Annotated in this window: 12 protein-coding genes; 4 read left to right on the forward strand and 8 right to left on the reverse strand. The window is 65.5% G+C overall.

From position 1 onward, the window contains the following. Window positions 1-10 precede the first annotated feature (10 nt). The 5 genes from serA to EB836_RS08975 all read right to left on the reverse strand — a co-directional run bounded on the left by serA (window position 11) and on the right by EB836_RS08975 (window position 6,879). Window positions 11-1,603, reverse strand: coding sequence for a phosphoglycerate dehydrogenase (gene serA / locus EB836_RS08955; RefSeq protein ID WP_135539556.1), 1,593 nt, complete (start codon window positions 1,601-1,603; stop codon window positions 11-13). Window positions 1,604-1,709: 106 nt separating this feature from the next. After that, window positions 1,710-3,002 (reverse strand): GNAT family N-acetyltransferase, encoded by a 1,293-nt coding sequence (locus EB836_RS08960; RefSeq protein WP_135539558.1) that lies wholly within the window; start codon window positions 3,000-3,002, stop codon window positions 1,710-1,712. 245 nt (window positions 3,003-3,247) lie between these two features. Continuing rightward, window positions 3,248-4,279 carry a ketol-acid reductoisomerase gene (gene ilvC, locus EB836_RS08965; protein WP_135539560.1) on the reverse strand — a complete coding sequence of 344 codons (1,032 nt, stop codon included), beginning with the start codon at window positions 4,277-4,279 and terminating at the stop codon, window positions 3,248-3,250. Between the two features lie 156 nt (window positions 4,280-4,435). Then, the gene (gene ilvN, locus EB836_RS08970) at window positions 4,436-4,948 is read right to left on the reverse strand and encodes an acetolactate synthase small subunit (RefSeq protein WP_135539562.1); all 513 of its coding nucleotides are present in this window, start codon (window positions 4,946-4,948) and stop codon (window positions 4,436-4,438) included. Further along, the gene (locus tag EB836_RS08975) at window positions 4,945-6,879 is read right to left on the reverse strand and encodes an acetolactate synthase large subunit (protein WP_135539564.1); all 1,935 of its coding nucleotides are present in this window, start codon (window positions 6,877-6,879) and stop codon (window positions 4,945-4,947) included. Before EB836_RS08975 ends, ilvN begins: the two co-directional genes overlap by 4 nt. 358 nt (window positions 6,880-7,237) lie before the next feature. Here EB836_RS08975 and EB836_RS08980 point away from each other — a divergent pair, with 358 nt between their 5' ends. From EB836_RS08980 to EB836_RS08990, 3 genes are all read left to right on the forward strand, one after another. After that, a complete protein-coding gene (locus EB836_RS08980; protein WP_346763085.1) occupies window positions 7,238-9,019 on the forward strand; it encodes an ABC transporter ATP-binding protein in 1,782 nt (593 codons plus the stop codon). Beyond that, window positions 9,016-10,830 (forward strand): ABC transporter ATP-binding protein, encoded by a 1,815-nt coding sequence (locus EB836_RS08985; protein ID WP_135539565.1) that lies wholly within the window; start codon window positions 9,016-9,018, stop codon window positions 10,828-10,830. Before EB836_RS08980 ends, EB836_RS08985 begins: the two co-directional genes overlap by 4 nt. Before the next feature lie 66 nt (window positions 10,831-10,896). Then, window positions 10,897-11,376: a hypothetical protein gene (locus tag EB836_RS08990; RefSeq protein WP_135539567.1), complete on the forward strand. Its 480-nt coding sequence runs from the start codon at window positions 10,897-10,899 to the stop codon at window positions 11,374-11,376. 32 nt (window positions 11,377-11,408) lie between these two features. On the opposite strand, the gene EB836_RS08995 is transcribed toward EB836_RS08990, so the two are convergent. Then, entirely contained in the window at window positions 11,409-12,029 is a 621-nt protein-coding gene (locus tag EB836_RS08995; RefSeq protein ID WP_135539569.1) for a protein-L-isoaspartate carboxylmethyltransferase, read from the reverse strand. Window positions 12,030-12,160: 131 nt separating this feature from the next. Here EB836_RS08995 and EB836_RS09000 point away from each other — a divergent pair, with 131 nt between their 5' ends. After that, complete coding sequence (locus tag EB836_RS09000) at window positions 12,161-12,679, forward strand: adenine phosphoribosyltransferase (RefSeq protein WP_135539571.1); 519 nt, start codon at window positions 12,161-12,163, stop codon at window positions 12,677-12,679. 33 nt (window positions 12,680-12,712) lie between these two features. Here the strand turns inward: EB836_RS09000 and EB836_RS09005 are convergent, their stop codons facing one another. Both EB836_RS09005 and EB836_RS09010 read right to left on the reverse strand, forming a co-directional pair. After that, window positions 12,713-13,186, reverse strand: a complete 474-nt coding sequence (locus tag EB836_RS09005; protein WP_135539573.1) for a PTS glucose transporter subunit IIA — start codon at window positions 13,184-13,186, stop codon at window positions 12,713-12,715. A 108-nt stretch (window positions 13,187-13,294) separates the two neighbouring features. Beyond that, window positions 13,295-13,630 (reverse strand): PTS glucose/sucrose transporter subunit IIB, encoded by a 336-nt coding sequence (locus EB836_RS09010; RefSeq protein ID WP_135539575.1) that lies wholly within the window; start codon window positions 13,628-13,630, stop codon window positions 13,295-13,297. Between the last annotated feature and the right edge of the window lie 83 nt (window positions 13,631-13,713).

The raw sequence follows: 13,713 nt of genomic DNA on the forward strand, positions 1-13,713 counted from the left end.
CTTCGGTGAGTCAGTCCTCCTGCAGCGACACCGCGGTGAACGTCGATGCATTCACGGCCCCGGCGACGGCCTTGACGACCTCGTCGGAGACGACCGAGTCGACTGCGAGCACAGACAGCGCCTCATTGCTCGTCGACGCGGGCGAGACCTGCATACCGGCGATGTTGACGCTGTTGGCCCCGAGCGCCAGACCCAGCTGACCGATGATGCCCGGCCGATCCTCATAGCGGAAGATCAGCAGGTTGTCGGTCAGCTCGATCTCGAGCGAGTAGCCGTCGACCTCGGTGAGCTTCTGCACGAGTTTCGGTCCGGTCACGGTGCCCGCCACGGAGATCCGCTGTCCTGTGCTCGTCGTCGCCGTGAGTCGAGTGATATTGCGGAACGACTCGCAGTAGGGATCGGTAACGAGCTCGACGCCGATTCCGCGCTCCTCGGCCAGCAGCGGTGCATTGACGTAGGAGACCTGGTCGGACACGACGTCCTTGAACAGGCCCTTGAGAGCGGAGAGCTTGAGGACGGAGACGTCCTTGTCCGCGATCTCACCGTTGACCTCGACCTTGAAGTGCGTGACCGAGGAGTCGGCCAGCGCATTGACGACCCGGCCGAGACGCTCAGCCAGCGGGATGCCCGGGCGCACATCCTCGTGGATGGCACCGCCGGCGACGTTGACCGCATCGGGCACGAGCTCGCCGGCCAGGGCCTTGCGCACGGACTTCGCGACGGCCACTCCGGCCTTCTCCTGTGCTTCATGCGTCGAGGCACCCAGATGCGGGGTGACGTTGACGGAGTCGAGCTCCATGAGTGCCGAATGCTCCGGCGGCTCGGTGTTCCACACGTCGATGCCGGCACCGCCGACCTCACCGGCCGCGATCGCCGAGGCGAGTGCCTCCTCGTCGATGATGCCGCCGCGGGCGACGTTGATGAACCGGGCACCGGGCTTCGCGGCCTTGAGCTCCTCGGTGCTGATCATGCCGATCGTCTCAGGTGTCTTGGGCATGTGCACGGTGACGAAGTCGGACACGGCGAGCAGGCCGGGCAGGTCGACGACCTCGACGCCCATCTGCGCGGCACGGGCCTGCGTGATGTAGGGGTCGTAGCCGACGAGACGCATGCCGAACGACTTCGCGCGCTCGGCGACGAGTCCGCCGATGCGACCGAGTCCGACGATGCCCAGCGTCTTCTCGTAGAGCTCGACGCCGGTGTACTTCTTCCGGTTCCACTCCCCCGCCTTGAGTGAGGTGTTGCCGGCGCCGAAGTAGCGTGCGGATCCCAGGATGTGGGCCATGGTCAATTCGGCAGCCGAGACGATGTTCGACGTCGGTGCGTTGACGACCATGACACCCGCCGAGGTGGCAGCCGGGACATCGACATTGTCGAGTCCGACGCCGGCGCGGGCGATGACCTTGAGATTCTTCGCCGCCGCGATCGCTTCGGCATCGACCTGCGTGGCCGAGCGGACGAGGATCGCATCGGCATCGGCGATGGCGGGAAGGAGCTGGGAACGGTCAGCACCCTCGGTGTGGCGGATATCGAAGTCTCCTCCGAGAGCTTCGATGGTGGCCGGCGACAGTTCTTCGGCGATGAGCACGACGGGTTTGGGCACTGATTTCCTCCTGGTGGTGCATCCGGGACGTGTCCATCTTATGAGACTTCGCGAATGCGCTCACAAGGTCTCAGATTCTGGGAAAATCGCTCAACAGACCGGGCCCTCAGAAACCGTTCGGCGAATACGGTGCCCGACCGAGGCTGAACATCGCGCTGGCGAGCACGGCAGCCCCCGGAGTCTTCTCATCGAGGCGCCCAGCGCGGGAGAGGATGACCGGATCGGCCCCGCCGAAGTACAGGGAGCCGAGCTCGGCGATGCCCAGCCCGAGGTCTGCAGGCGTCGAATCCGAGGCGGGTGTCACCTCGGCGCTCTGCCCGTCCGAAGTGATGGTGAACCGTCCCCCGGTCAGGTCGAGCGAATCGTCGACATCGATCGTCAGGGTCCCGGGCACGTACCAGGGTCGGGCCTCCAATGCGGCCTTGACGTCGAGGATGCGGATCCAGATGTTGTCTTCGGTCGCTACGGTCTTCACGCGTCGCGAATCGGTGAGCAGCCACGGCAGCGGAGAGTATTCGGCGGACTCGGCGAAGGTCACCCGCGTCGAAAGGTCGATCGCGGCGAGGAATGACCACAGGGAGGCGTACGCGGCATCGGTGACGGCCACGAAATCGATGATGTCGACGGTCGGCGGGGTCTTCGACCAACCGGCGAACTTGTAGGAGACATAGCCGTCGGGCTCGCCCTGCTCATCGAAGTGCAGTGCCGCGCGGACTCCGCGGTCCTCTTCCCCGGTCTCGACATTGAGCGCACCGGTGGCGCGCTCGATGTAGGTCTGCTGGCGCTCCATGGCTCCGGGCGAGCTCCGCATGAATTCGCCGTAGATCTTCGGAGCCAGCTCCCGCAGCTCACTGGGCAGGCACATCTCCACCCGCCGGTCGGGTTCGCGGACCATCTTGAACCCGGGCGAGGTGTCGACCTCGATCGAATGCGACCACGTGGCCACACCGAAGCCGAATCGGGAGTAGATTCCGCCCTCGGTCGCCGTCAGCGCGGCGAACGGATAGCCGTTGGCCTTCGCCTCGGCGAGGTCGGTGGTCATCAGCGTGCGGAGCAGTCCGCGCCGCCGATGGGTTGGGCGCACCGTGATCCACGTGATGAGGTGGCCGGGCACGAGGCGTCCCCCGCCGACGTTGACGAGCTTCTCGAACCACGCGAACGTCGCCACCGGGATCGCGGAGTCGAGCCCATGGGCGAACTCCTGATCAGCGTAGACGGCCGTGAGGTTGCGCCCATCGGCGATCGCCCGCTTGACCCGATTGAGCAGGGCCGCATCGGTCGACCGCGGGTCGTGGAAGCCCACGCTCGTCGACGCGAAATAGCCTTTCGTGCGCTCATCGGGCTCGCCGGTGGACTCGTCGATGGTCGGTTTGAAGTCTTCGAATCTGTAGTTCGTCACCCCTCCACAGTAATCGAGATCACCTCCCCGTGCCGCCGAAGGCGTGAGAAACGGCAGAACCTGAGCAGAGAACCGTCGAACAGCTCGCCACCTCGGCGAGGCGGATCCATCGGGCACACCATGACCCGGCAACTCGTCTCCGCACCTGCGCCGGCACACGACGAAGCCCCGGACACCTGTCGGTGTTCGGGGCTTCTCTCACCTCATCCGGCGGTGCTCAAGCACCGCCGCCTCGGCGAGGGGACTCAGCGAGCGGCAGTGCCCTCGGTGTAGTCGTCGTCGCTGTCCTTGAGCCATGCGAACATCTTGCGCAGCTCGCGACCGGTGGACTCGATCGGGTGCTGCTCTTCCTTCGCACGCAGCTCGTTGAACTCCGGTGCACCGTTCTTCTGGTCGTTCATGAAGCGCTCGGCGAACTTGCCGTTCTGGATGTCGTCGAGGACGCCCTTCATGTTCTCCTTCACCTCGGGGGTGATGACCCGCGGGCCGGAGACGTAGTCACCGTACTCAGCGGTGTCGGAGCAGGACCAGCGCTGCTTGGCGATGCCGCCCTCGACCATCAGGTCGACGATGAGCTTGAGCTCGTGGAGGACCTCGAAGTAGGCGATCTCGGGCTGGTAGCCGGCCTCGGTCAGGGTCTCGAAGCCGTACTGCACGAGGTGCGAGACTCCGCCGCAGAGCACGGTCTGCTCACCGAACAGGTCGGTCTCGGTCTCCTCGGTGAAGGTCGTCTTGATGCCGCCGGCGCGCAGGCCGCCGATGGCCTTGGCGTAGGACAGGACGGTGTCCCAGGCCTTGCCGGAAGCGTCGACCTCAACGGCGACGAGGACGGGCACACCGCGTCCGTCGACGAACTCACGACGCACGACGTGGCCGGGGCCCTTCGGGGCGACCATGATGACGTCGACACCCTCGGGAGCCTGGATGTAGTCGTAGCGGATGTTGAAGCCGTGGATGAACACGAGCGTCTTGCCGGGAGCCAGCTGATCCTTGATCTCGCTGTTGTAGATCTCGGCCTGCACCTGGTCGGGTGCGGCGATGGTGATTACATCGGCCCATGCGGCCACCTCGGCGGGGGTGCCGACCTCGAGGCCTTCGGCAGCGGCCTTGTCGCGGCTGGCCGAGCCCTCCTTGAGGCCGATGCGGACCTCGGCGCCCGAGTCGCGCAGGCTCAGCGAGTGCGCGTGGCCCTGGCTGCCGTACCCGATGACGGCGACCTTCTTGCCCTGGATGACGGACAGGTCGGCATCATCATCGTAAAAGCGTTCTGCTGCCATAGTTCTAGCTCCTTAGGATTACGGGGTGATGTCCCCATTGTTTCACAGTTCGGTACTGATGTTCATTTATTGAGATGACGGACGTTCCACCAAATGGAACGCGAATACCTCACCGAGGCGGCCGCCCGGGCGGGCCCGGACGGGGTGCGCGGTCGGTCAGCCGCGCAGGGCGCGGTCGGTGATCGACTTCGCCCCGCGTCCGATCGCCACGGTGCCCGACTGCACGATCTCCTTGATCCCGAAGGGCTCGAGGACCTCACGCAGCGCCTCGACCTTGCCGAGCTCACCGGTGGCTTCGACGCTGACCGACTCCGGACCGACATCGACGATCTTCGCGCGGAACATCTCGACCGCCGAGGCGACCTGCGGGCGGGTCGCGGCGTTGGCCTTGACCTTGTAGATCACATGGGCCCGCCGCACCGAGGTCTCGGGCTCGAGTTCGACGATCTTGATGACGTTGACGAGCTTGTTCAGCTGCTTGGTCACCTGCTCCAGCGGCACATCGTTGACGTCGACGACGACGGTGATGCGGGAGAGTTCGTCGCGCTCGGTCACACCGACGGCGAGGCTGTGGATGTTGAAGCCGCGCCGGGCGATGAGTCCGGTGAACCGGGTGAGCACACCCGGCTTGTTCTCGACCAGGACTGAGAGTGTGTGCCGGTTGTTCATTCCAGGCCTCCTTCGATCTGAGCCACGGAACGCACCGTGCCGTCTTCCTGCTCCCCGGCCTCGGCGATGGCCGCTTCGGCCTCCTCTTCGCCCTCACCGTCGAATTCCGGGCGGATGCCGCGGGCGTATTCGATCTCGTCGTTCGACACACCGGCCGCGACCATCGGCCACACCATCGCATCCGCCGGAACCGTGAAGTCGAGGACGACGGGCCGGTCGTTGATCGACAGAGCCTTCTCGATCGCCGCATCGACATCCTCGTTGCGGTCGACGCGCAGCGCCTCGCAGCCGTAGGACTCGGCGAGCTTGGCGAAATCGGGGATCCGGATCGTCTCATGCCCGGTGTTGAGATCGGTGTTCGAGTATCGGCCGTCGTAGAACAGGGTCTGCCACTGGCGGACCATCCCCAGCGAGGAGTTGTTGATGATCGCGACCTTGATCGGGATGTTGTTGAGCGCGCAGGTCGCGAGCTCCTGATTCGTCATCTGGAAGCATCCGTCGCCGTCGATGGCCCACACAACTCGGTCGGGCTGGGCGACCTTCGCGCCCATGGCCGCGGGCACGGAGTAGCCCATGGTGCCGAGTCCGCCGGAGTTCAGCCAGGACTTCGGGCGTTCGAACTCGACGAACTGCGCCGCCCACATCTGGTGCTGGCCCACGCCTGCGGCATAGACCGCCTCGGGGCCGGTGAGCGCAGAGATCCGCGAGATGACGTACTGCGGATCGCACAGTTCACCGTGACGCTCGTAGCCGAGCGGATAGGTCTGCTTGAGACGATTGAGGAAACGCCACCAGGGTTCGCGCTGACGTTCGAGCGCCTTGGGGAACTTGCTGCGCATCTCCGAGAGCATCTCGGCGAGCACCTCGCGGGCGTCCCCGACGATCGCGACGTCGACGTCACGGTTCTTCCCGATCTCGGCCGGGTCGATATCGGCGTGGATGACCTGCGCCTCCGGAGCGAAGGAGTCGAGCTTACCGGTCACCCGGTCGTCGAAGCGGGCGCCGATGGCGATGAGCAGATCGGCCTTCTGGAATGCGGTCACCGCAGGCACGCTGCCGTGCATTCCGGGCATGCCCAGGTGCAACTGGTGCGAGTCGGGGAAGGCGCCGCGGGCCATGAGCGTGGTGACCACGGGAATGTTCGTCGCCTCGGCCAGGCGCAGCAGCTCCTTCTCCGCTTCCGAGCGGATGACTCCGCCGCCGATGTAGAACACCGGACGCTGGGCTTCGGAGATCAGCCGTACGGCCTCGCGGATCTGCTTGGCGTGCGGTTTGAGGATCGGACGGTAGCCGGGCAGCACGGGCTCATCGGGCCACACGAACGGTGCGGTGCCCGTCTGCGCGTCCTTCGTGATGTCGACGAGGACGGGGCCGGGCCGGCCGGTGGTGGCGATGTGATGAGCGTTGAGCAGCGCAGTCGGAATGTCCTCGGCCTTGGTGACGAGGAAGCTGTGCTTGGTCACCGGCATCGTCATTCCGACGATGTCGGCCTCCTGGAAGGCGTCGGTGCCGAGCAGGCTCGAAGCCTGCTGACCGGTGATCGCGAGCATCGGCACGGAGTCCATATGCGCATCGGCGAGCGCCGTGATGAGGTTCGTCGCACCCGGGCCCGAGGTCGCGATGCACACGCCGAGCTTGCCCGACGCGGCCGCATACCCTTCAGCCGCATGGCCGGCGCCCTGCTCGTGGCGGACGAGGATGTGGCGGATCTTGTCGGTCTCGAACAGCGGGTCATAGGTGGGAAGGATGGTTCCGCCGGGAAGCCCGAACACCGTCTCGACCTCAAGCTTCTCGAGGCTGCGGACGATCGCCTGCGCACCGGTGAGGACCTCCGGTCCGGTGTTGCGACGAATGCTGGACGGTGTGGCGGTGACCGGCGTGGCCGCGGGGGGATTCCCCGTGGGCTTCGCGGTCGAGGGCTTGGCTGCCATCGATTCCTATCCTTCCTAGGTGTCCTTCTCGTCTCCACATGAAAAAAGCCCCTCCGGTTTCGGTAGGGGCGCGCGGAACGTGTCGTCTTGACAGGCTACGGAAGATCCGCGCGCTGATGAATAACGACGACAAGAAGGTGAGTCATGCCTCAATAGTTCACCTCGCCCAGTGGGGGTGTCAAACCTCGCAATCTTTTGTCTTGCCCAATGAGACGCGTTCCGGTTGGCAGGTGAGACAGTGCGCAGGACCTCTGCCCTTCCGGGCGCGCTCAGCCCCGCGTTCAGCGCGGAGTGAAAAGGGAACCGGCGCTGCCGCAAACGTGGAATACCTCACAGTCTGCGACTAGGCTTGATACTCGTGCGCCCCCTCCTCCGCTTCTGGCCCGATCTCCGCTCCCGCATCGGCGTGTACATCCTCGTGCTCGTCCTCACTCTCCTGGCCAACGGCATCCAACTCGTCGTGCCGATGATCACCGGCTACATCATCGACGGACCGATCGCGCACCGTGATCTGTCGGCCCTGTGGCTGCCCGTGCTCGGAGTCCTGGCCATCGGCGTCGCCGAGGCGGTGGGCATGTGGGCCCGTCGGATGATCGTCGCGCCCGTGGTCTCGGGCTGGGAGATCATGTGGCGCTCCCGTCTCTTCGATCGCCTGCAGTACACCTCGGTGGCGATCCACGACTCCTGGGAATCGGGTCAGCTCCTCTCCCGCGCGGTCAACGACCTCTCGCAGATGCGCCGCTTCTTCGCGTTCGGGCTGCCCTTCCTCCTGTCGACGCCGATCGTCATCCTCGTCGGCACTGTCATGCTCTCGATCCTGCAGCCGGTCTTCGGCCTCATCATGATCGCGATGGCCGTGCCGACGATCGTGTCGGTGTCGATCTTCGAACGCAGGTACCGGGAGACCTCGCGGCGGTCTCAGGACACGATCGGTGAGATCACGACAGAGGTCGAGGAGTCCATCCAGGGCATCCGCATCCTCAAATCCTTCGGCCGCTCCCCCTGGGCCGCCGAACGGTTCTCCCTCGTGTCGCAGAAGTTCAAAGGTCTCGAGATCCGCAAGGCCAAACTCGACTCCTGGTTCTGGAGCGTCCTGCTGCTTCTGCCGACCCTGGCGCAGGCCGCCATCGTCGGCGTGGGCACCTGGGGCGTCGTCCAGGGCTGGACGACCATCGGCACCGTCGTCGCCGGTGTGACCATCTCGATGGTGCTGCGGATGCCGATCGAGATGCTCGGCTTCCTGCTTGCCGATGCGCTCATGTCGCTGACCGCGGCGACACGGTACTGGGAGGTCATCGACATCCGGCATGACATCACCGACACCGACGGCAGCGTCGACGACGATCCCGATGTCGGATCCTATCGCGGAGCGCTCGAATTCGATTCCGTCGACTTCCACTTCGCCGACACCGACCGTCTCACTCTGCACGGCCTCGATCTGCGCATCGAACCGGGACAGACGCTGGCACTTGTCGGCGCCACCGGTTCGGGCAAGACGACGCTGGCTTCGCTGGTTCCCCGACTCCAGGACGTCACCGCCGGCGCGGTGCGCATCGACGGGGTCGACATCCGGGACATGCCGGTCAATGAGCTCCGTCATCTCGTGTCGGTGTCCTTCGAGGATCCGATCCTGTTCTCGGCCTCGGTGGCCGAGAACGTGGAGATGGGGGCTCCCGGCTCGGACGAGGACGAGATCTGGACGGCTCTGGAGATCGCCTCGGCGAAGGACTTCGTCTCCCGACTGCCCGAGGGCCTGGGCACTCGGGTCGGTGAACAGGGCCTGTCCCTGTCCGGCGGTCAGCGGCAGCGCTTGGCGCTGGCGCGTGCGGTCATCGGTCGTCCCCGCATCCTCGTCCTCGACGATCCGCTCTCGGCCGTCGACGTCGACACCGAGGACCGGGTGCAGAGGGCCCTGCGCGAGATCCTGCCCGATTCGACGACGCTCATCATCGCCCACCGTCCCTCGACCGCGGCCTTGGCCGATGTCGTCGCCGTGCTCGACGAAGGCAGGATCGCGGCCCTGGGCACCCACGAGCAGCTGCTCGAATCATCACCTCTCTACCGGGAGCTGATGGGAGCGAGCGCGAAGGCCGAAGCACATACGACAGACGCACACAGCTGGGAAGGAGGCCGCCGATGAGCATTCCCCGCCTCGATCGCGACGACGAAGTCGACGAACTGCCGCCGGACATCGCCGCGAAGGCTCGCGCCCTGCTCAAGTCCCTGGTCCGGCCGCACCTGGCGATGGCGATCTTCCTCGCCCTCATCGTCGTCCTCACCGCGCTCATGCTCGTCATCGGGCCGGTCTTCATCGCCGATGCCCTCGACCAGGGCATCCCCCGCGCCGTCGACGGCGACACCGGGCCGCTCATCACGGCGGTCTCCCTGTTCATCGCCTCGGCCGTGGCTTCGGCGGTGCTCGCCTTCACCTCCACCCGCCTCGTCGGGATCACCGCGCAGAAGATCCTCTTCACCCTGCGGGAGAGGGTCTTCACCCACGTGCAGCGACTCGACCTGGGCTATCACGAGAAGTCGACCTCGGGGCGCCTCGTCTCCCGCCAGACCTCGGACATGGAATCCGTGCAGCAGTTCCTGTCCTATTCGCTCTTCGATACGGCCCTGGCGCTGCTGCAGATGATCTTCATCGCCGTCACCCTCATCGTCCTCGACATCCCGCTGGCCATCGTCGTCTTCGCCGGGTTCATCCCGCTGTTCTTCATCACGAAGGCCGCACATTCGACCCAGCGCAACGCCTATCGGCGCACCCGGACCTCGATCGCCAAGGTCATCGTCCACTTCGTCGAGACGATGGGCGGCATCCGCGCGGTCCAGGCCTATCGGCGCCAGCCCGAACGACGTGGGACGCTGAGCGATCAGGATTCGCGCTACCGCGATGCCAACACCGATGCCCTGCGCGGGGTGGCCTGGTTCGCCGGGTGGACCCGGCTGATCGGCAACGTCACCCAGACCGTGATCATCGTCGTCGGTGCCTGGCTCGTCATCGAAGGGTGGACCCAGATCGGTGTGCTCGCCGCGTTCATCCTCTATCTGCGACGGTTCTACGGCCCGCTCGACGAACTCGTGCAGGCGTTCAACCTCTATCAGTCCGCCTCCGCGGCGCTGGAGAAGATCGCGGCCGTACTCGACACCGACCCCGAAGTGATCCCACCCTCCCAGCCCCACTCACTGCCCGCGCAGGACAGCGGCCAGGCCAGCGGCCGCTCGGTCGATCTCACTCATGTGCGATTCTCCTACGGCGACGGGCCCGATGTGCTGCCCCGCTTCGATCTGCGCATTCCGGCGGGCCAGATCGTCGCCCTCGTCGGCGCCACAGGGGCGGGCAAGTCGACCCTGGTCAAGCTCGTCACCCGGTTCTACGATCCCACCGAGGGCCGAATCACCATCGACGAGGTGGACCTGCGCGACCTCGATGACGCGCAGCTGCGATCACACGTCGTCATGGTCACCCAGGAGTCCTTCCTCTTCGCCGGCACCATCGCCGACAACATCAGGATCGGCAACCCCGAAGCCGGTGATGATGAGGTCATCGCCGCAGCGAAGGCGGTGGGACTGGACGGGTTCATCCGCCGCCTGCCCGAAGGCTATGCCACGGATGTCAAGAAGCGCGGCGGCCGGCTGAGTTCGGGTCAGCGTCAGCTCGTGTCCTTCGCCCGAGTCTTCCTCGCCGACCCGGATGTCGTCGTCCTCGACGAGGCGACCGCCCATCTCGACATCCCCTCGGAGAGGCTGGTGCAGAACGCTCTGGCCACCGTGCTCGAGGGCCGGACCGCGATCATCATCGCCCACCGCCTCTCGACCGTCGAGATCGCCGACCGCGTGCTCGTCATGGATGCCGGACGGATCATCGAAGACGGAACCCCGGCCGACCTCATCGCCGGAACGGGCAAGTTCGCGCAGCTGCATCGGGCCTGGAAGGACTCGCTGGTGTGATCGATTCTCCTGTTTCAGCAATGTATATTGCACATTGACAGGAAGTCGACGCGACGAGGAGGACGCATGGATGCCGATGTCGACGATCGTGAACGTCAGATCATCACTGATGCCATCGCCCGCGGCTATACGGTGGCCCAGTGGATCGCCTGCGTCATCTGTCTGGTGTTCATCGCCTCGGGCCTGTGGTGGGCCGGCATCCTCGTGCTCGTCGGCACGCTGTTCGAACTCCCCCGCAGAGCGACACAGCGCTACGCACGCAAACGCGGTGTCGATCTGAGCGTTCCGCCTGGTAAGGAAGTCGAGAAGACGTCGCTGTCGGGCTTGGCGTTCGGGCTCGTCTTCATTCCCCTCGTCTGCGGACTGATCATCGCCGAAGGGAGGCTCGGACACCCCCTGCTGCCCTGGTCCTGGCGGGCGGGGTTCGACGGTTCGGACATCTTTACGCTCATACCCTTCATCTTCCTCGGACTCGTCGTCACCATCTCATGGTTCGTCCACCGACGCAGGGAATCCCGGAAGGTCGATCATGCTCCGTCCCGGTGAGCCTGGGGGATGTGGACGGCCGGCCAGCGCGATCACTCGCGGATGAGGGGAACGAAGCGGTACCGACCGTGCCCCGTGATCGCGATGTCATCGACGTCGACTCCGGTGCGCGTGACCTTGAGCATCTCCCCCTGCACAGGGATGACCATGATGCCGCCGATCTCCAGCTGAGCAACCAGCTGGACGGGCATCTCCTCGGCACCGGCCGAGACGAGGATCCTGTCGAACGGAGCGGCATCGGGCAGCCCGAGCACCCCTGACCTCGCCTCATGAATGTCGACCGCAGCGAGTCCTCCCTCGATTCGTCGAGCGCTCTCCTGCTCGAATCCTCCGATCACCGCTCGCGAGGACTCGACGAGTCCACGGTGCCTTTCGACACCGTTCACCTGCCCCTCCTCCCCGACGAGCACTGCCAGCAGCGCCGTCGTCCACCCCGAGCCGGAACCGAGGTCGAGGACCCGATCGCCGCGGCGGACATCGAGGAGTTCGAGCATATCGGCGACCGTGCTCGGTTGGGAGTTCGTCTGACCGTGGCCGATCGCCAAGGGCACGTTGCTGGCCGAGTGCCTCCGTTCGGCTGCGGGCAGAAAATGGGCACGCGGCACCGCCTCGAACGCCTCGGTCACCGACAGTCGCCTGCGATCGTCGGCCATCGTCGCCTCCTGTCCGGGTGCATGACGGCGGGTGTCGCCCTCATCGGCAGTCTGCGGCGAGCGCCCGCAGATTTCAAGACCCGTGCCGGACCGGCACGAGACTCTGTGGGGCCACCGAGTATCGTTGACCCGTGACGATTACCGAATTGGACCGCGCGAAGTCCCTCATCACCTCGATCCCCGACCATCCTGAGCCGGGAGTGAACTTCCGCGATATCTCACCGCTCATCGCCGACGGTCCCGCGCTGCGGGCCGTCACCGAGGCGCTCATCGCACCCTTCGCCGGTCAGTTCGACTTCGTCGGCGGACTCGAGGCCCGTGGGTTCCTCTTCGCCGGTACGATCGCGGCCATGACCGGCGTCGGCATCCTGCCCATCCGCAAAGCCGGCAAACTCCCGAAGCCCGCTGCTGCAGCCTCCTACTCACTCGAATACGGCACCGCCACGATCGAAGCACCGGATGTGCTGGGAGAGGGCGCACGCGTCCTCCTCGTCGACGACATCCTCGCCACCGGAGGAACACTGACTGCGGCTCAGGCACTCGTGGCCGACCTCGGCGCCGAGGTCATCGGTTCGGCAGTCGTGCTCGAACTGACCGGCCTCGGCGGCAGAGAACACGCGGGAGAGGTCCACGCCCTCTTCTCCGACTGAGGCGACTCGCCCGAGCCGCGAGCAACACCTGTCTCAGTCGACGCGGATGATGGTCTCGCCCGCGGCGATCGGACCGGCCTCGGCGATCGTCAGCGCCTGCGCATCGGCTTCGAGGACCACGACCGGCACGACCACGGACTTCCCTGCCTCACGTGATTCCGCGGTGTCCCAGACGATGACTTCCTCACCTTCCTGGATCTGCTGCCCCACCTCGGCGCACATGGTGAAACCCGCACCGGACAGGTGCACGGTGTCGATGCCGAGGTGGACGAGCACCCCCTGATCGGGTCGGTGGGAGATGACGAACGCATGAGGCTTGAGACTCGTCACCGTACCGGACACGGGGGCCTTGACCGTCAGTGTCGCGGCGTCTCCGGGATCGATGGCTGTCCCAGGGCCGACGAGCGCTTTCGCGAAGACGGGATCGGGGACTTCCGTCAAAGGGATCACCGTACCGGTGATGGGAGATGAGATCGTCACTGTCACTCTCGTCTTCCTGCCCTTCATCGACTGCTGGATTCGTTCACCACTGGATCGGAGCTTTTCACCTAGACTGTCGTGTGTCAAAGGTCACAGACAAGGTTCGCTGTTGAACAAGGAGGGCGAGTACATGACTCAGCCCATGAGGTCTTCGATGTCGTCGACGAGGTTGTCGGCCTCCGGACCGACGACGACTTGGACCGCGCTGCCCTGGACCATGACCCCGAACGCGCCGGCGGCAGTGAGCGCCTGCTCGTCGACGAGTGCGTCATCGCCGACCTCGACACGCAGCCGAGTGATGCACGCTTCGATGTCGTCGATGTTGTCGGCGCCACCCAGGCCGGCGAGAATCTGCGCTGCTTTGTCCATATCTGTCACCTTCATCTCCGGCGATGAAGCGCCGGCGTCGATTTCACATTCTGCGATCTGTGTCACAAGTCTACGGCGACTCGTGGCCGTGTCGCACGGCATCGACGAACCACCGGTCCTGTGCCGAGGGTCCGATCATCGCCCGGACCCCGGCATCCGATCGACCCACCCCCGAGGAGGAATCC

The organism is Brevibacterium sp. S111 (genome assembly GCF_004745075.1).
Taxonomy (GTDB): Bacteria; Actinomycetota; Actinomycetes; order Actinomycetales; family Brevibacteriaceae; genus Brevibacterium.